Genomic DNA, 18,031 nt, shown 5'->3' with positions numbered 1-18,031 from the left:
ATCCGGCGTGAGGAGGAGCATTTCTTACACCCATCCCGTCACAACCACAGTAATTCTTGGAGCCGACGCTTGCGACCCGGATGGGAAAGACGATCGAGGCCTTTCGCTTCGATCTGACGAATGCGCTCGCGCGTCACGCCGTAGATCTGACCGATTTCCTCGAGGGTCATGTCAGAATCGCGCCCGATACCAAAGCGCATCCGGATCACATCAGCCTGACGTTCCGGCAGATCAGCCAGTGTGTCCGTCACGATACTTTCGGTTTCTGCCTGGTCGAAGACATCCACTTCTGAAGGCTCGGGCAGCAGGTTGTCCCAGTCGTCAAGGCTTGCGGGATATTCGGCTTCGCGCGGGATGCCACGGAACTGTCTGACCTCTTCGACTGTCCATTCGAGCTCTTCGGCGAGTTCGATGTCGGAGACGGCACCACCGACCCGAACGTCCAGCCTTTCGAGGGCGCAGTCGAGCTTGGTGACTTTCTCGTTCCGATGCACGGGGATGCGGATCGCCGCGCCTTCATCAGAACGCCATCGCGTAATGGCCTGTCGCATCCAGTAGGTAGCGTAGACGAGGAACCGATAACCACGCTCGGGATCAAATCGCCTTGTGGAACGCTGCAGACCCATGACCGCCACTTGGAACACATCCTCTGGATCCTCGCCTTCCTCCACATTCCGCGAGGCAAACCGCCGCACGTAAGGCAGATGCTCGCGGATTAGGTGCTCGGTAGCGGATTCGGAAATCAGTATTTCGGCTTCCAGCTGACTGGCCTCGGCTTGGCACGCTGGGAACTGTTCCAGTCTACGGACCAACTCCTTGTGAAATGCGAGCGAGAGATCCAATGCCTCGAGCGCAGCAAGTGCCTCTCTTCGCCGTTTGCCGTCCATCACCCGGCCAGTAGTGTGCCACGACCTCAGGGTGTCTGCGGCGGCCATTACTTCAGACGTCTCCGCATGACCCGGGCGTGAAGGAATGATCGTTCTCAGGGAGACCGAGCCGGGGTCTCGTGAACCGTCGCGGATGCGGTCCATGACGTCGAGGATTGTTTCGACGGCGGTCTCGGAGGCTAGGATGCCCAGCTGGAGTTCCTGCTTGGCCCGCATCATGGGCTCCAGCAACTGCAGCTCTTCTGATTTATCCATGACGAAGCGCTGTGTGCCGGGAAGCCGCGTCCGACGCGTAAGGGCTGCCTCTATCGCGTCAGAAAGGTCATCGGACGATGTGTCCGAGACGGCGTCCCAGAGGTCGGCATCATGCCCCGTCGCCTGAGTGAAATCGAAACCCGCTGCTTCTAGGTTGCGCTGGAGATTGATGCGCAGTTCCTCGAGGTCCCCATTCCCTTCGCAATGGACGACTAGGTGGTCGATATCGTCGAGGGAGCACCGACCCTTTGCCAGAATCTCCTCTGCCCAAGTGAAGCAGAACTCCGGGTCGATCGACATCCGCGTGCCGGTCTGGACGACAGCGCGTTTGACCGATTGCCGGCCGCGGGTCCGGACTTTCAGGAAGTCATTCTCTGCCCCATGGTCGGCCGTCACCGCGGCACTGGAGCCGATGCCTTCCCCAGCAATCGGCGCAGCTGAAAGGTCGAGATCCCAATCCCCGTCCTCGTTATCCGAAACCACTGGTGACGAGCTTATGAGCGCTACGAATGCCCCCGATGCCGTATCGTCCGCGTACTGATCGAAGAATTCCTCTGGTTCTACCTCAGCTTCGAAAGCCAGCAGGTCATCTAGGTCGTCGGTCCTATCGGTTGGCTCCGTCTCCTGAAAAACGGCGACACGATACTCAGGAACTCCATCGGGCCCGGTGACGACATCCTCGACCACAAGTGAAACCTCGCGCTCGCCAACCGTCTCCGGAGACCCCGTAACAAGCGAAGACAGAAGCTGCGCGGCGAGACCGTGACCTTCGGCAAATGCCACATCCGCAGGTGTCTGTCGGTCGTGGTTCAGTGCGCCGGGGTCGGCACCCGACCGAATGAAGAGATCGCAGACGGCCAGATTGCCCATGCGCGCGGCAAGGTGGAGTGGTGTGTCTCCTTTCGGGTCGGCAGCGTGGAGGCGAGAAGATTCCGCAAATTCGGCAAGCCTCTCGAGCTTCCCTTCGGCGATCATCCGGATCTCGAAAGGCGCAAGAACATGGCTTTGCGGTTCGCTCGCCGTTTGGTCGCAACTGCCGAGGATGCGGGACAGTCTATCCATGATCTTCATGAATGACCTCCCTGTTGAGAAGCACGATCTGCTGGTCCTGCGGCTTCCTCGCGCCGGGATCAGTATCAAGCCCCAGACGCCTGAGCGCATAGTACAGGAGCGCGCGCCGGACCTTGATCTTCGCCTTGCCGCCACGCATCCCGTAGTCGAGCGCGATGACCTTGGCCTGGGTTTCAGGAAGGGCGGGGTGGAGCCCGATTTCCAGAGTGGCTTCAGTATTCCAGTCGCGGTCGTCCGTCGCGGACACATCACTTTCCCGACACTCTCGAATCTCGAGCATTCGCGAGAGCAGGAAGTCTTTGAATGCTTCGTCGGTCAGGCAGAACGCCCGTGTGTGCCAGCGGAACCCGTCGAACCCGATGGCGTGCGGAGCGATCCAGCGCCAGCGCGGCTCCGGACTGGACAGGGACTGGTACTTCACCTCAATCGCCTCGGACCGGCGTATGGCGCCGACCACGGAGCGGAGCGTCACCGGATTGACGCCGCGCACAGGGGGCGGAGCTGAGGCGTAGGGTGGGAGATCGGCGATCCACGAGTCCTCGCGGTCGAGGATCCCGTCCGCCACCGACCGAAGCTGGGCGAGGTAGCGGCTTGCGTCGGGTTCGAGGAACCGGGGCTTGAACTCGGGGCCACGGAGGTAGGCCCGCGCGCTCTTGTCGTAGATCATGTTGTCGGGCGCGAAGCCGATGTAGCGGTTTAGATCGGTGGACGCTTGGTTCACCGAGACCCCGAACTGGTCCATCAGGTCGCTGCGGTTCACATGTCCCTCCCAGAACACGCGGAACTCTATGAACTCGAGACGCTGCTCGACGCCCCAGCGAAGTTCGGACCTCTTGTTGTCCACCGTGGCCTCCCAGCCCTCTGATGCGCATGGTAACTATGCGCGCCCATTTTCTGGGCTGTCGTGAGGCTAGCCAAGGGATGATGATCTGGCAATGGAAATGCTTCTCCTTGCAGCATCAATCTCGACCTAAGCGAACAGCGGCCATAAAAGGCTTTGGGCAGAGGAGAAGCACTCAGTAGCCCCAGCCAGAGCTGATGGGGGGGGATCGCCAAGCGGATCTTCAAGCTCGTCGACTACCGGGAACAGATCGCCTTCGCCCGCAAGGGATTTCGCAGCATCCAGTCCGGTTTGACGGTCAAGCTCGGCCAACCGTGACTCTGCCCACTGCAGCATCCGGCCCAGATCCGAGTCGACGGCTAGCTGTCAGCGCTTGCGTCCGACGACCTTCTTACCGGCATCGTAACCCCTTGTCTTTGCATGAGGCGCCTTGATGCTCTGGCTGTCGATTACCGCCGCTATCGGACTGGCCTCACGGCCTGTCTGCTCCCGGTCGAGCATCAGTTCAACGTCATGAATGGTCTGGAACAGGAACCGTCGCGCCAGTTCCCGAAACCAGCCATAGACCGTGCGCCAGTGTCCGAAATGGATCGGCAGCATGCCGCCAACAGCAGCCTGAACGAACAAGATAGCGCACCGCGTTGATCACCTCACGGAATTCGACCTCCCGTGGACGGCCACGACGCCCAAGGCTTGGCATCAATGGCGCAATCCGCTCTCATTCCTCGTCTGTCATGTCAGATGGGTAGCGTTTCGTCTTGCGGTTGATCCTAGCCATCCGGCCCCTCTGCTCTGGCGTCCACATCCAGCGCTTGAATCACATCAGACCGATTTTCCAAACAGGCTCTTACGGCGTGTCGTCAGTTAAGCAGGATGATGATTGAGGCGAACTGCACGGCAGCGAGGAAGGTCGATTTCAGTTTATCGTAGCGGGTTGCGATAGCGCGAAACTGCTTGAGTTTATTGAAGAACCTCTCAACAAGGTTCCGTTCGCGGTAGGGAGAAAAATCGGTTTTCCGTCGTGTCGTTCTGTTGCGTTTTGGCGGGATGACCGAGGTAATCCCGCGCTGTATCAGCCGATCGATCAACCTGTCCGCGTCATACGCCTTGTCAGCGAGGAAAGCATCTGGGTCGATGTTTTCCAGAAGCGGTTCCGCCTAGAGGGTGTTATGCACTTTGGGCGAGCAGTTGAGCGGCATTTCTGAGCATGAAGCCAGCGAAGGCGATGGTGTGCATTGCGGCGAGGGTTGAGGCGCAGCGCTCGTAGTCTTTTACGAGCCTTCTGCACCGTGTCGCCCATGCGAACGATCTCTCCACGATCCATCGTCGGGGCAGCAGCACAAAACCCCGCTTTGCCTGAGGCAGCCTGACGATTTCGAGGGTGATATCCTGCTCTCTGGCAGCTTTCGCCGGTTTTGATCCGGTATAGCCCTGATCAGCCCATGCCAGTTCAACGCTACCGTCTGTTGCCTGCTGAATGGCTTGCGCGAGCGGAGCGACTTCTGCCCGATCATCTCTGTCTGCCGGGGTGACGTGCAGGGCCAGAAGATGCCCTAGGGTGTCGACCGCCATGTGCAGCTTCGATCCCTTTTTTCTTTTCGCGCCATCATACCCGGCGCGTGAACCACTCTCAGGGGTTGAGCGCAGTGTCCGGCTGTCGATAATCGCCGTTGTCGGCTCGGCCTGCTTTCCTGCAGCCAGACGCAGCACGGCCCGGAGATCGTGGACGACAACCTCGAAACATCCTGCGTCCATCCAGCGCCGGGATTGCTGATAAACCGCAGTCCACGGTGGCAGATCGTTCGGCATCGCGCGCCATGCTATACAGAGGAGGCCCCGGAAAATCGGACAGGGTGATAAGCTATCCCCGGCCTGGATAAGGACAGGGACTGATGGGCAAAGTTACGAGGAAACGGTATTCGTGTGAGTTCAAGTCTCGTGTGGCTCTTGAGGCGATCCGTGGCGAGCAGACGTTGTCGGAACTGGCGTCGAAGCACGGTGTGCATCAGACGATGATTGCCCAGTGGAAGCGTCAGGCGATCGAGGGCATGGCAGCGACCTTTTCGGGCAAGGCCGTTGCGGAGCCTGCGACGAGTGCGGCCGAGGTTGAGAAGCTTCATGCGAAGATCGGCCAGCTTTTGGTGGAACGGGATTTTTTGCGGGATGCCTCTGTTCGCTTGGGCGTGACCAGAGGCGGGAAATGATCGACCCGCAACGTCCCCGCTTGCCGATTGTCAGGCAATGCACCTTGCTGAGGCTCAACCGATCTGGGGTATATTATCAGCCTGCGCCCGAAAACGCGTTCAACCTGATGCTGATGCGGTTGATCGACGAACAGTTCATGGAAACGCCGTATTATGGCGCCCGGCAGATGGCGCGGCACCTTCGCCGTCTGGGCCATGAGGTAGGCCGCAAGCGGATCGGACGGCTGATGGCCCGGATGGGGCTGGTTGCGATCTACCAGAAACCCAGGACGACGGTGCCCCACCCGGAGCATCGCACATATCCTTATCTCCTGCGGGACCTGACGATCGACAGGCCCAACCAGGTCTGGTGTTCGGATATCACCTACATTCCGATGCGCCGGGGTTTTCTGTATCTGACGGCGATCATGGACTGGGCGACGCGCAAGGTTCTGGCCTGGCGCCTGTCCAATACCATGGATGCGGACTTCTGCATCGAGGCCTTGTAGGAGGCGTTGGCCCGCTACGGGACGCCGGAGATTTTCAACACGGATCAGGGCAGCCAATTCACCACGCCGCGCTTCACCGAAGTGCTGCAGGGCCGGCAGATCCGCATCAGCATGGACGGGCGCGGCCGCTGGATGGACAATGTCTTCATCGAACGGCTCTGGCGGTCATTGAAATATGAATGCGTGTATCTCCACGCTTTCGAGACCGGCTCGGAACTTCGTGCCGGCCTGGCGAAATGGATTGGTCATTATAATTCGCGGCGCCCACACTCGGCGCTCGCTGGACGCACGCCCGATGAGGCGTATCATGGATCCGCTCCGACACCGCTGCCGGGGTTAACCCCGGCAGCGGTGTCGGTCAGCAACAACGAGAAATTGGCGGCATAGCAACATCGGGCGATAGCTTATTCAACCCGCAAATCTGTCCGAACAAATGGGGCCACCTCTCACTGGTCATCGCGTAAACTATAGCGCCGCATCTGTCTGTCTCCCTCAAAAAACGGGAAAACAGTCAGCACACGCAGACACAAAGTACAACCCTCACATGCCATATTCAGAGCTTAACTGACGACACGCCGTAGTGGAAATTTACCAAAGGCTGCCAATTGGTGATCTCTCGGCGATCGCTGCAAAAGCAGTCGCCGGTTATGGTCGAAGAGTAATAACAGGACAGGTGCATCAAAATCCCATTCGCCTAATTTGTAACGTAATCGTCCGCAGAGGTAGATTGAGTAGCGCTAGCATTATCAGCTAGGTCTGAATTCAGGATTGGCGGGGGGGGGGCGGAAGTCGACTCGTGGTCCGTGCTTCCACATTGCGGATGTCTCTCTCTAGCCGCCTGACAAATTCCCATTTCCTGTGCCGCCGATTGATTCTGAGCGACTGCAGCAGCAGCAGCAGCGCCTCATCTGGCGAATGCTGTTCGATCGCTAGACCGTAGCTTCGTAGAACCTGCGCCATGTGATTATCGTTGCGAAGCTTCTTGCCTAGGTTGATGCTTTCCCTATAGGCGTCCTCGGCCTCTTTGAACCGGCCGCTCTGCCTGCCCAGAAGGTTGGCTAGGCTGTGCAGGGTCTGGGCAACACCGAACTCGTTGCCTAGCTTTTTGTCGATCTCGATGCTTTCCCTATAGGCGTCCTCGGCCTCTTTGAACCGGCCGTTCTGCCTACCCAGAAGGTTGGCTAGGCTGTGCAGGGTCTGGGCGACACCGAACTCGTTGCCTAGCTTTTTAAGGATCTCGATGCTTTCCCTATAGGCGTCCTCGGCCTCTTTGAACCGGCCGTTCTGCCTACCCAGAAGGTTGGCTAAGCTGTGCAGGGTCTGGGCGACATGAAAATCGTGGTGAAGTTTTTTACCGATCTCGATGCTTTCCCTATAGGCGTCCTCGGCCTCTTTGAACCGGCCGTTCTGCCTACCCAGAAGGTTGGCTAGGCTGTGCAGGGTCTGGGCGACATGAAAATCGTGGTGAAGTTTTTTACCGATCTCGATGCTGCGATGGAGTTCGCGCTCGGCTTCGCGCCTCTGGCCGCGATTGTTATCGTTTCCAATGATATGCAATGAAATCGCCACTTCCCGCATCTCACGGTTAGTCGCCGCAACCCGGCGGAACAGCGGCATGGCATCACGCTTGTGTCCTTCGCGCAGCATTACCAAAGCTCGGAGGAAAGTAGTCTCCACTGCGCCTTCGGGAATAACATGATTACGCTCCTGCTCTGCCGCCAGCTTCGCGCCAAGCCATTGAGCACCATTGAATGGTCCCCTTGATGCTGCACTATAATGTTCAAGGGCGGTCTGAACTGCGCCTGTCCCGGCAAGATGATAGGCCTGTCCTGCCTCGGTAAACAAATAAGAGGGTATCTCTGCACCTGCCCGCTGCCGATTTGCCTCGAACTGTCCGAGGGCAAGCAGTTCCTTATGAATCTCCTCGCTTGCGGCTTTCGGCAGAAGTCTCTTGTTTCCGACAAGCTCTTCTCTCAGCGCCGGTAAGAGGTTCCATTCACTGTTTCGAGGCTCGGTCAGGCCGGAATACTTGAAACCCGCAATAAACTCTTCAGCGCTTAGACTTGGAACAGGAACCTTCTGATAGATGGCAAACGCCACGACATCGGTCAGACTCTCGGCACAGGCGAGTGCAGCGAGCGTCATCGCTGTTCCTTCCGGCGCTCCATCGAGAAAGGAGGATAGGCGGCTCAAGTCTGCGCCCTGTTTGACTTGGCTTGCAGCCTCAAGAACAGCTTTGCGAGTCCTTCTTGGACAGCCAGAACCGAGTGGCCGTGACTCGAGATTATGCCATCTGCGGCCACGGCCACTTGATCCGGCATGTATCCGGCCTTTTCGAACAGATCAAGAATGTCATCATACACACAGTTCTCTCTGAACTCGTCACCTTCGATTGCCGTCGGCAGTGTCAGACACAAGTTTGGAGGCGGTGCATCAGCGTGTGGACGATTGCCACATTTCGGGCCAACAAAATAAACGAGAAGCAGCCTTTGCTCGCCCGCCCTTTCTAGTCCGCCATACCAGAACTGTTTCCAGAACCTCGCCTGTTCGTCCTGCGTCATATCGTTCACCACCACCATGAAATGGCCACCGCCATTCACAAAGTGACGCACCCCATCACAGACGGCCTCTATTCTTTTTCCTCGGGCGTAAGGGGATTGATCGAATCCGTTTACAATCGTCAGTCCAGTTACGCTGATTGTAAGATCGCCACCTGCGCTATTTTCTGATAAAACCTTTCCACTATAGGGCGTAACCTCGGGAAAATCGACAACAACCCCTCCTTCGGCCAGCTTCCTCGCGAATGCGTCGATCTGGTCGTCGACCGTATATGTCGTGCTCCATGCATCATCTACGCGGAGCGACAGGTAATTCCCATTGTCAGGTGCTCCAAAATCTTCCTTCAGAATATAATTGAATTTTGAGGGGGCTGCATCCTCTGAGGTAAAATTGATCTGAATAACCCCTCCTCTTCCTTCGAGAAAGGGACGCAATCTATTGAACTCAGCCGCCCAATCGACACGAAAGACACTTGCCACAGGAAACATCAAAACTTGCTGTCCGAAATATCAATCTTGACGTTACCTTTAGCCTTGTTTTCGGCAAGAACGGCCCCTTGGCTGCCAGTCGCGTCTACGTTATTTGCGGTGATCTCCATATCTTCCCCAGCGTCATTCCCTGTGAGAATCTTCCGTGCTTTTTTGAGAGAATCCGGCTTGGCTCGCCTGAGCAGGTGAGCAATTACACCAGCGCCAATAAGCACTGCCACAGCGGAAGCCCACTTCCACTGCGGCTCTAATCCCAACAGATAGGGCTCCAGCAGGGCAAAAAGGAATGCTGATGCCAGTCCGATAAGTAAGTCAGCAATAACGCTCATTCTATTATCTTTTCTATCCAAATATTAAAATACATATTTTTCTTTTCGGTACAAAATCGGGCAATTTCTGTCAATACGGCGTTCTCCGTTGAATTTTCGTCGGGTATTGCGCCGTTGCGTATCTGGCAAGCCTGTTTGACCAGCACCTAGAGAGTGTTATACACTTTGGGCGAGCAGTTGAGCGGCATTTCTGAGCATGAAGCCAGCGAAGGCGATGGTGTGCATTGCGGCGAGGGTTGAGGCGCAGCGCTCGTAGTCTTTTACGAGCCTTCTGCACCGTGTCGCCCATGCGAACGATCTCTCCACGATCCATCGTCGGGGCAGCAGCACAAAACCCCGCTTTGCCTGAGGCAGCCTGACGATTTCGAGGGTGATATCCTGCTCTCTGGCAGCTTTCGCCGGTTTTGATCCGGTATAGCCCTGATCAGCCCATGCCAGTTCAACGCTACCGTCTGTTGCCTGCTGAATGGCTTGCGCGAGCGGAGCGACTTCTGCCCGATCATCTCTGTCTGCCGGGGTGACGTGCAGGGCCAGAAGATGCCCTAGGGTGTCGACCGCCATGTGCAGCTTCGATCCCTTTTTTCTTTTCGCGCCATCATACCCGGCGCGTGAACCACTCTCAGGGGTTGAGCGCAGTGTCCGGCTGTCGATAATCGCCGTTGTCGGCTCGGCCTGCTTTCCTGCAGCCAGACGCAGCACGGCCCGGAGATCGTGGACGACAACCTCGAAACATCCTGCGTCCATCCAGCGCCGGGATTGCTGATAAACCGCAGTCCACGGTGGCAGATCGTTCGGCATCGCGCGCCATGCTATACCGTAACGGATCACATACCGCAGGCCGTTGAACAACTCTCTCAGATCATGATGTCGCTGCTCTGCATCCTCTTTCATCAGAAGGAGATAGGGAACAATCAGAGACCACTCTTCGTCACTGATATCAGACGGATACGGTTTGCGAGCAGTATTCATCCACATATTCTGCAACAATTACACAAAAAAGTACATAACACCCTCTAAGTTGAAAGCGACTTGCAAACCAGCCCAAGGATGAATGAGAGAAGACAATAGCGTTCAACTTAACAGCATAGTATCAGTTGGATGATTTTCTCATTACGTCACAATGATTGGAAGATAAACCCGTGCAGTTTGTCCACTTTGAGCAAGCGCCTCCTAGAAGTTGGGATCATTTTGAAGAACTTTGCGCCGACGTATTTCAGGAGGAATGGCGTGATTCCGGTCTAGTTAGACATGGCCGAGCCGGCCAGCCACAGGATGGCGTCGACATAGTCGGACGCGACGGCGCTCTCTGGCCCGTCGGTATCCAATGCAAGAAGAAATCTGTTTGGCCTGTTAAGACATTATCCCGCAAAGACCTTAAGAGCGAGGTTGAAAAAGCCAAGAATTTTAAGCCGGCGCTCAAGGCCTTTTACCTCGTATCAACTAGCCCTGATGATGAAAATATTCAGAATTATGCTCGCGATCTTACTATCGAGCATAATTCTTCAGGCTTATTCACTGTAAATGTTATCGGCTGGAGTGAACTAGTGCGTCGGGCCACTCGGCACCCGCGTATCGCTGCAAAACATTTTGGGGCATATTCAGCGGGTCAACCGAATCCGCTTCTAGCGAGCTGGCGAGCGTCAGGAGCAAAACTACTGTTAGACGATGCTGAGCTTGCAGTAGCGATTAGAGAATTAGTTTACGATTTCCGCGAGTTTCCAGCGGGGCGCATTGCGTTCCGCAAACAGGAATCCGACGACCTACTTCTGAAAATATGCAAACTGCAAGCCGGGGCGTCGCGATCGCTTGAACGGCGCAAGATGGTGGTGAAGCATAGAGAAGAGCTTTACATCCACACAGAGGATGAAGAGAGCACCATCACGGGCTTGAAGCTTCTCCTGGGCCATCCCGACATAAGTGAATATGTCCGGATAGTTTGGGAAAAGCATTCGCCACTTCTAATTCGCTCATTTATCGAGCAGCAAATTGATCCGGACCTATGTGACATTGCCGGTAAGGAAAAAATTCGGTTGATTGCCCCGCAGGCATTGCCTGACCCAGCGGGAAGCGACATTCCTGTATTCATATCGAAACATGAACACTCAGAAATGGTCCGATATTCTTTTGATTTAAAAGCCAAGTATCCAAATCTTGATGTGGAGACGATGACAGAACTTTTTAACCCAGTGCAATTTGGTTATGCAGTGCCAAGCATCATTCGGAGGATCGTGCGTGGAATTCGTAGCGGAATTCCATTGTGCGCTTTCGAAGAAGCAAAATGGCTAGAATTTCATCTGTGGAAAGCATCATTTTAACTACCCTCTATCTTTCTACTTTGGTGTCCATAAGGATGACTGCTTGTCAGCTACGAACCAGAAAGCTACCGTCGCCGACGTTGATTCGAATGTCCGCTTTCGATGGGCCGGCGACGCTTGAGTTTCGACCGTGATGACGGCAAAGCTGGCGACGGCTTCGGCCATGTCCTTAATATAATGTGATGGGACGACCGAAGGAGGGGTGCAGGCCAAGCCCATGATTCGGTCTCCTGCGTAAGCCATTATGGTATCTCCATCGGGCTTGGGACAAATAGGGAACGGACCCGTTGTGAGAGTCAAGGTTGCAGGCGAAGCCATCATTCTAAGCCTTTGTGACGGAGTATTGGCTGGCTGACGGCATCGCCGGAAAAAGACGCCTCTGAGAGGGCTTCTACAAGCAGGGTTTAACAGCGATTGCTGGCCTCTGTGTCGACTTTTTCTGATCGCACGATCCCTCCCCCTCCCGCGCACATGGAGATACAAGGCGGAACCAAAGTCCTACCGTGCGTCACGCATATATAAGAAGCCGTTACTGAATACCGGCTTGCGCCAGCGCTTCTAAAAGCGGAACATTCTTCTGAAGTGTATTGGAAATGTTTTCGTCAATGTCTGGCGGAAATAGGTTCGTATCATCATTCATCTTGTCTCGCATCGCTTCATATTTTTTGATGAAATCATTGGAAAGGAATAAGCGGTTTTTCTGAAACGCATCATAACTGATTTTGAGATTCTCAAACATTTTTCTTTTGGTTTCGTTATATCTATCAGATCCGCACCAATCATCTTGGTGTGGGTCATAACCCTCAAGAATATTCAAGGCTTGGTTTTTGGATAATGTTAGACCATTAATAATGGTGGAATAAGCTTCCCTGCGGACTTCCCAAGATTTCTCTTGTTTATACTGACTCAATGTATTCTTTGATATTAGATAATTAGTTAAAGCGGATATACCCCACCCACAACCGCACCAACTAAACCAATTATAGCAGACGCTATACTGTCTGACATTGCAGAATCCTATCTTCAATCACCATGTATTAATCACCATAATTACTCTCAAGCGACGATAGTTGAATAGCCAAGACATGAAGCTACACGGTAACTATAATTTATTCCTTGTGATCATAGTCCGCTTACCGAATGGCCGAGCAGCCAGAGGTGGCCCCATTTGTTCGGACAGATTTGCGGGTTGAATAAGCTATCGCCCGATGTTGCTATGCCGCCAATTTCTCGTTGTTGCTGACCGACACCGCTGCCGGGGTTAACCCCGGCAGCGGTGTCGGAGCGGATCCATGATACACCTCATCGGGCGTGCGTCCAGCGAGCGCCGAGTGTGGGCGCCGCGAATTATAATGACCAATCCATTTCGCCAGGCCGGCACGAAGTTCCGAGCCGGTCTCGAAAGCGTGGAGATACACGCATTCATATTTCAATGACCGCCAGAGCCGTTCGATGAAGACATTGTCCATCCAGCGGCCGCGCCCGTCCATGCTGATGCGGATCTGCCGGCCCTGTAGCACTTCGGTGAAGCGCGGCGTGGTGAATTGGCGGCCCTGATCCGTGTTGAAAATCTCCGGCGTCCCGTAGCGGGCCAACGCCTCCTACAAGGCCTCGATGCAGAAGTCCGCATCCATGGTATTGGACAGGCGCCAGGCCAGAACCTTGCGCGTCGCCCAGTCCATGATCGCCGTCAGATACAGAAAACCCCGGCGCATCGGAATGTAGGTGATATCCGAACACCAGACCTGGTTGGGCCTGTCGATCGTCAGGTCCCGCAGGAGATAAGGATATGTGCGATGCTCCGGGTGGGGCACCGTCGTCCTGGGTTTCTGGTAGATCGCAACCAGCCCCATCCGGGCCATCAGCCGTCCGATCCGCTTGCGGCCTACCTCATGGCCCAGACGGCGAAGGTGCCGCGCCATCTGCCGGGCGCCATAATACGGCGTTTCCATGAACTGTTCGTCGATCAACCGCATCAGCATCAGGTTGAACGCGTTTTCGGGCGCAGGCTGATAATATACCCCAGATCGGTTGAGCCTCAGCAAGGTGCATTGCCTGACAATCGGCAAGCGGGGACGTTGCGGGTCGATCATTTCCCGCCTCTGGTCACGCCCAAGCGAACAGAGGCATCCCGCAAAAAATCCCGTTCCACCAAAAGCTGGCCGATCTTCGCATGAAGCTTCTCAACCTCGGCCGCACTCGTCGCAGGCTCCGCAACGGCCTTGCCCGAAAAGGTCGCTGCCATGCCCTCGATCGCCTGACGCTTCCACTGGGCAATCATCGTCTGATGCACACCGTGCTTCGACGCCAGTTCCGACAACGTCTGCTCGCCACGGATCGCCTCAAGAGCCACACGAGACTTGAACTCACACGAATACCGTTTCCTCGTAACCTTGCCCATCAGTCCCTGTCCTTATCCAGGCCGGGGATAGCTTATCACCCTGTCCGATTTTCCGGGGCCTCCTCTGCCTTCTGCGCGTCTGAAATGAAGGCGACTGCTGCCTATCCGCTCTGTTTCTGCTATGCTTTCAGGCAGGTTGCTGCAAGAATTGCCATAACGCTTAACCGTAAACGAAATTATTACTCCGGCTACTCAGCATGAATGATCGCCAACAGCTGGCCTGTGATACGAGCAAGCTGATCAACCTCTATCGTCCCGGAGCGCTCCCGTGCCGCGTCGATAAGCGCTCCTGCGATTGTGCAGAGATCAGCGGCAAGAGTCTCCGCCTTCACCCCATAAGCAACATTCTGGTGCTCAAGAAACGTCGTTATCGCTGTACAGAGTTCAGTCATGATACGGCGATGGTCTGTCTCGAGAGGCAGTTTCGCTTCAATTTCATCCAAGCGCGAAGCGAGAAGCGGACGCTCCCGGTCAGCCTGAACTGCGGCGAGAACCAGAGAGCGCACTCCCTCGCGCAATGACTGGTCGCACGCAGTCTCCAACGCTGAGGTGACAGTGTGCGCCAGCCTTGCCCGCACCTGACGGCTGAGCGCCGCGATGACCCCGTCCCTGCCATCGAAATACTGGTAGAGGGTAGCAATTCCAACACCCGCACGCTCCGCAATAGCGTTAGTGCTGCAGGATTTGCCTTCCTCCAGAAGCAGAGCAGTCGCTTCCAGAATGGCGTCCATCGTCGCTCGCGAACGTGCCTGACGCGGCCATTTCCGTGGAGCCAGAGCGAGGTCGGTATCTTCAGTGAAAATGCGAGTAACGCCAGCACAAAACGACGGATTATTTTTATCTGCATCCAGTCTTGTCTGTGGAGTTACCATGACCGATCACCTCTTTCGTCCACAATTCACACCAGCTATCCAGCGGGTTCTTGAACGTCTCTATTCCGAGACCATTGAACAGGATCCCTTTCGACGTGCAGAAGCGCAGTCCGCAGGACTGAACCATGATGGAGAACACGGATTTTATCAGGCCATGGCTGAGGCCAGAATGCCAGTCACACCTGAGTTTGGCGCCCTGCTTTATGTGCTGGCACGCAGCAGCGGTGTCCGACATATTGTTGAGTTTGGCACGTCGTTCGGGGTTTCAACACTCTTCCTGGCAGCCGCCCTAAGAGATAACGGCGGCGGGCGGCTGGTGACAACAGAGTTTGTCGCACAGAAAGCCGCAAGCGCAGCAGCCAATCTGCACGAGGCCGGGCTGGCTGATCTGGTCGATATCCGCATCGGAGATGCCATGATTACGCTTGCCCGCGATGTGCCGCAGCCAATCGACCTGATCCTGCTTGATGCCTCGAAAGGGCTCTATCTGGATATCCTTCGCCTGCTCGAACCGGGTCTAAGACAACGAGGCCTCGTCGTGAGCGATCGCGCCGATCTTGATGGGAGCGATGGCGGCTGTGCCGGTGCCTACCTTGCCTATCTGAGCAACCCGGCGAACGGATATCGTATGGCGTCGATCACAACTGAAGCTCTTGGCCAAAACTTTGCTCACGACATTGCGGTTCGAGTCTGACCGGACCGCCTAAAGAACCTCGCTCCCACGTTCACGCACACGTGAAATCAGCCCAACCTACGCTGCGCTTTCACTCCCATTTGCATCCTATGTGCATCCTGCGGAGTGATTCAGGCACAAAAAAAGCCACCCGTAAGGGTGGCTTTTCTTTAGTCTTTTCAGACGGATACGTATGGTTGCGGGGATAGGATTTGAACCTATGACCTTCAGGTTATGAGCCTGACGAGCTACCGGGCTGCTCCACCCCGCGGTTGTTTGGGGAGACTGGAAGACCTGGCGGCGACCGACTTTCCCGTGCCTTAAGGCACAGTATCATAGGCGCTGGGGCATTTCACGGCCGAGTTCGGGATGGGATCGGGTGGATCATTCCCCGCCATAGCCACCAGGTCATCCAGTCTCCCCGGTATGGGGAGAGGATGTGATGGGTTGGTGCGTTTTTGTTATTGTGTTGAAGAGTGGATGACTGCTGTGCATGTGTGTTGCCCTTTTGAGGGGGCGATGGAATGAGCCTATTGGGCGATTAGGACCAGTTAGCTGCACGCATTACTGCGCTTCCACACCTGGCCTATTGACGTGATGGTCTATCACGGCCCTTGGGGAGACCTTGTTTTGAGGTGGGTTTCCCGCTTAGATGCTTTCAGCGGTTATCCCGTCCACACTTAGCTACCCGGCTGTGCCGCTGGCGCGACAACCGGTGCACCAGAGGTATGTTCATCCCGGTCCTCTCGTACTAGGGACAAATCCTCTCAAGTCTCCAACACCCACGGCAGATAGGGACCGAACTGTCTCACGACGTTCTAAACCCAGCTCACGTACCACTTTAATCGGCGAACAGCCGAACCCTTGGGACCTGCTCCAGCCCCAGGATGTGATGAGCCGACATCGAGGTGCCAAACCTCCCCGTCGATGTGGACTCTTGGGGGAGATCAGCCTGTTATCCCTAGAGTACCTTTTATCCGTTGAGCGATGGCCCTTCCACGCGGGACCACCGGATCACTATGGCCGACTTTCGTCTCTGATCGAGCTGTCACTCTCACAGTCAGGCGGGCTTATGCCATTGCACTCGACAGCCGGTTTCCGACCGGCCTGAGCCCACCATCGCGCGCCTCCGTTACACTTTGGGAGGCGACCGCCCCAGTCAAACTGCCCACCATGCAGGGTCCCGGACCTGGCTAACAGGCCTCGGTTAGACATCAGAAACAGTCAGGGTGGTATTTCAAGGATGGCTCCACCGGAACTGGCGCCCCGGTTTCAAAGCCTCCCACCTATCCTACACAGAATGTCTCTGATGCCACTGCAAAGCTGCAGTAAAGGTTCATAGGGTCTTTCCGTCTGACCGCGGGTACCCCGCATCTTCACGGGGAATTCAATTTCGCTGAGCCGATGCTGGAGACAGCGGGGAAGTCGTTACGCCATTCGTGCAGGTCGGAACTTACCCGACAAGGAATTTCGCTACCTTAGGACCGTTATAGTTACGGCCGCCGTTTACCGGGGCTTCAATTCGGTGCTTGCACACCTCCTCTTAACCTTCCGGCACCGGGCAGGCGTCAGGCCGTATACGTCGTCTCTCGACTTCGCACAGCCCTGTGTTTTTACTAAACAGTCGCTACCCCCTGGTCTGTGCCACCCGCCGATGGTTGCCCACTGACGGGTCTTGCTTATCCCGAAGTTACGCAAGTAATTTGCCTAGTTCCTTCAGCATCGTTCTCTCAAGCGCCTTGGTATTCTCTACCAGTCCACCTGTGTCGGTTTCGGGTACGGTCTATATGCCAGAGCTATTTCCTGGAATACTCCAAAAGCCGGATCAATCCGATAAGACCCGACAACATATTGTATTCGTCACTTCTGGCAGGCCCGGGAATATTTGCCCGGTTTCCATCGACTACGGCTTTCGCCCTCGCCTTAGGGGCCGGCTCACCCTGCGCGGATTAACCTTGCGCAGGAACCCTTGGACTTTCGGCGACAGTGTTTCTCGCACTGTTTGTCGCTACTCATGTCAGCATTCGCACTTCCGATATCTCCAGAGAGGGTCACCCCGTCTCCTTCACAGACCTACGGAACGCTCCGCTACCGCGCATTCAAAGAATGCACCCACAGCTTCGGCACGTGGCTTGAGCCCCGTTACATTTTCGGCGCAGGGTTTCTATTAGACCAGTGAGCTATTACGCTTTCTTTAAAGGATGGCTGCTTCTAAGCCAACCTCCTGGTTGTTTTGGAATCCCCACATCCTTTCCCACTTAGCCACGATTTAGGGGCCTTAGCTGGTGGTCTGGGCTGTTTCCCTCTCGACAATGGACCTTAGCACCCACTGTCTGTCTGCCGAGCTCATACTTCCGGGTATTCGGAGTTTGGTTAGGTTTGGTAAGGCTTTGGGCCCCCCTAGCCCATCCAGTGCTCTACCCCCCGGGGTAATACTCGACGGTCTACCTCAATAGATTTCGCGGAGAACCAGCTATTTCCGAGTTTGATTGGCCTTTCACCCCTAGCCACAGCTCATCCCCGACTTTTTCAACAGGCGTGGGTTCGGCCCTCCAGTGCGTGTTACCGCACCTTCAGCCTGGCCATGGCTAGATCACTCGGTTTCGGGTCTTCTGCCAGCAACTCGTCGCCCTATTCAGACTCGCTTT

The 18,031-nt window shown here is 55.7% G+C and carries 10 protein-coding genes, 1 tRNA gene, 2 rRNA genes and 5 pseudogenes (1 of these 18 running past the window's edge); 3 read left to right on the top strand and 15 right to left on the bottom strand.

What is annotated here, in order from left to right; translation table 11 throughout:
• Positions 1-38: 38 nt before the first annotated feature.
• The 5 genes and pseudogenes from KSAC_RS00390 to KSAC_RS00365 all read right to left on the bottom strand — a co-directional run.
• The gene (locus KSAC_RS00390) at positions 39-2,213 is read right to left on the bottom strand and encodes a sigma-70 family RNA polymerase sigma factor (protein WP_165927254.1); all 2,175 of its coding nucleotides are present in this window, start codon (positions 2,211-2,213) and stop codon (positions 39-41) included.
• On the bottom strand, positions 2,197-3,057 hold the full coding sequence (locus tag KSAC_RS00385) for a WYL domain-containing protein (protein ID WP_132303486.1): 861 nt from the start codon (positions 3,055-3,057) through the stop codon (positions 2,197-2,199). Before KSAC_RS00385 ends, KSAC_RS00390 begins: the two co-directional genes overlap by 17 nt.
• 366 nt (positions 3,058-3,423) lie before the next feature.
• A pseudogene (locus KSAC_RS00375) lies at positions 3,424-3,859 on the bottom strand (transposase); the annotation flags it as partial.
• 55 nt (positions 3,860-3,914) lie between these two features.
• Positions 3,915-4,211 (bottom strand): annotated as a pseudogene (locus KSAC_RS00370) (transposase); the annotation flags it as partial.
• Between the two features lie 10 nt (positions 4,212-4,221).
• Positions 4,222-4,899 (bottom strand): annotated as a pseudogene (locus KSAC_RS00365) (IS5 family transposase); the annotation flags it as partial.
• 47 nt (positions 4,900-4,946) lie between these two features.
• Here KSAC_RS00365 and KSAC_RS00360 point away from each other — a divergent pair.
• A pseudogene (locus tag KSAC_RS00360) lies at positions 4,947-6,133 on the top strand (IS3 family transposase).
• Between the two features lie 375 nt (positions 6,134-6,508).
• On the opposite strand, the gene KSAC_RS00355 reads toward KSAC_RS00360, so the two are convergent.
• From KSAC_RS00355 to KSAC_RS00340, 4 genes are all read right to left on the bottom strand, one after another.
• Positions 6,509-7,891, bottom strand: a complete 1,383-nt coding sequence (locus KSAC_RS00355) for a tetratricopeptide repeat protein (protein ID WP_132303482.1) — start codon at positions 7,889-7,891, stop codon at positions 6,509-6,511.
• Positions 7,892-7,935: 44 nt separating this feature from the next.
• Complete coding sequence (locus KSAC_RS00350) at positions 7,936-8,793, bottom strand: hypothetical protein (RefSeq protein WP_132303480.1); 858 nt, start codon at positions 8,791-8,793, stop codon at positions 7,936-7,938.
• The gene (locus tag KSAC_RS00345; protein ID WP_132303478.1) at positions 8,793-9,122 is read right to left on the bottom strand and encodes a hypothetical protein; all 330 of its coding nucleotides are present in this window, start codon (positions 9,120-9,122) and stop codon (positions 8,793-8,795) included. Before KSAC_RS00345 ends, KSAC_RS00350 begins: the two co-directional genes overlap by 1 nt.
• 156 nt (positions 9,123-9,278) lie before the next feature.
• Positions 9,279-10,091 carry an IS5 family transposase gene (locus KSAC_RS00340; RefSeq protein WP_132303476.1) on the bottom strand — a complete coding sequence of 271 codons (813 nt, stop codon included), beginning with the start codon at positions 10,089-10,091 and terminating at the stop codon, positions 9,279-9,281.
• A 155-nt stretch (positions 10,092-10,246) separates the two neighbouring features.
• Here KSAC_RS00340 and KSAC_RS00335 point away from each other — a divergent pair, with 155 nt between their 5' ends.
• Positions 10,247-11,437, top strand: a complete 1,191-nt coding sequence (locus KSAC_RS00335; protein WP_132303474.1) for a PDDEXK family nuclease — start codon at positions 10,247-10,249, stop codon at positions 11,435-11,437.
• A 529-nt stretch (positions 11,438-11,966) separates the two neighbouring features.
• Here KSAC_RS00335 and KSAC_RS00330 read toward each other — a convergent pair.
• From KSAC_RS00330 to KSAC_RS00320, 3 genes and pseudogenes are all read right to left on the bottom strand, one after another.
• Entirely contained in the window at positions 11,967-12,347 is a 381-nt protein-coding gene (locus KSAC_RS00330; RefSeq protein WP_132303472.1) for a hypothetical protein, read from the bottom strand.
• 304 nt (positions 12,348-12,651) lie between these two features.
• A pseudogene (locus tag KSAC_RS00325) lies at positions 12,652-13,838 on the bottom strand (IS3 family transposase).
• Positions 13,839-14,026: 188 nt separating this feature from the next.
• Positions 14,027-14,710 (bottom strand): TetR/AcrR family transcriptional regulator, encoded by a 684-nt coding sequence (locus KSAC_RS00320; RefSeq protein WP_132303470.1) that lies wholly within the window; start codon positions 14,708-14,710, stop codon positions 14,027-14,029.
• On the opposite strand from KSAC_RS00320, the gene KSAC_RS00315 reads away from it, so the two are divergent.
• Positions 14,709-15,404 carry an O-methyltransferase gene (locus KSAC_RS00315; protein ID WP_132303468.1) on the top strand — a complete coding sequence of 232 codons (696 nt, stop codon included), beginning with the start codon at positions 14,709-14,711 and terminating at the stop codon, positions 15,402-15,404. The two genes, KSAC_RS00320 and KSAC_RS00315, sit on opposite strands and share 2 nt — an antisense overlap.
• Before the next feature lie 173 nt (positions 15,405-15,577).
• Here KSAC_RS00315 and KSAC_RS00310 read toward each other — a convergent pair.
• The 3 genes from KSAC_RS00310 to KSAC_RS00300 form a co-directional block, all read right to left on the bottom strand.
• Positions 15,578-15,654: transfer RNA gene (locus tag KSAC_RS00310), tRNA-Met, on the bottom strand.
• 21 nt (positions 15,655-15,675) lie between these two features.
• Positions 15,676-15,791, bottom strand: a 5S ribosomal RNA gene (rrf, locus tag KSAC_RS00305).
• Between the two features lie 113 nt (positions 15,792-15,904).
• Positions 15,905-18,031: ribosomal RNA gene (locus KSAC_RS00300) — 23S ribosomal RNA — on the bottom strand (it continues 612 nt past the right edge of the window).

Source organism: Komagataeibacter saccharivorans (assembly GCF_004348195.1).
Classification (GTDB): domain Bacteria; phylum Pseudomonadota; class Alphaproteobacteria; order Acetobacterales; family Acetobacteraceae; genus Komagataeibacter; species Komagataeibacter saccharivorans.
This window is presented reverse-complemented; position numbering and strand designations above follow the sequence as displayed.

What these genes read in the sequence shown, in the direction of transcription:
- KSAC_RS00390 (WP_165927254.1), bottom strand. Translation starts at nt 2,213, where the DNA reads ATGAAGATCATGGATAGACTGTCCCGCATCCTCGGCAGTTGCGACCAA.
- KSAC_RS00355 (WP_132303482.1), bottom strand. Translation starts at nt 7,891, where the DNA reads ATGACGCTCGCTGCACTCGCCTGTGCCGAGAGTCTGACCGATGTCGTG.
- KSAC_RS00350 (WP_132303480.1), bottom strand. Translation starts at nt 8,793, where the DNA reads ATGTTTCCTGTGGCAAGTGTCTTTCGTGTCGATTGGGCGGCTGAGTTC.
- KSAC_RS00345 (WP_132303478.1), bottom strand. Translation starts at nt 9,122, where the DNA reads ATGAGCGTTATTGCTGACTTACTTATCGGACTGGCATCAGCATTCCTT.
- KSAC_RS00340 (WP_132303476.1), bottom strand. Translation starts at nt 10,091, where the DNA reads ATGAATACTGCTCGCAAACCGTATCCGTCTGATATCAGTGACGAAGAG.
- KSAC_RS00315 (WP_132303468.1), top strand. Translation starts at nt 14,709, where the DNA reads ATGACCGATCACCTCTTTCGTCCACAATTCACACCAGCTATCCAGCGG.
- KSAC_RS00320 (WP_132303470.1), bottom strand. Translation starts at nt 14,710, where the DNA reads ATGGTAACTCCACAGACAAGACTGGATGCAGATAAAAATAATCCGTCG.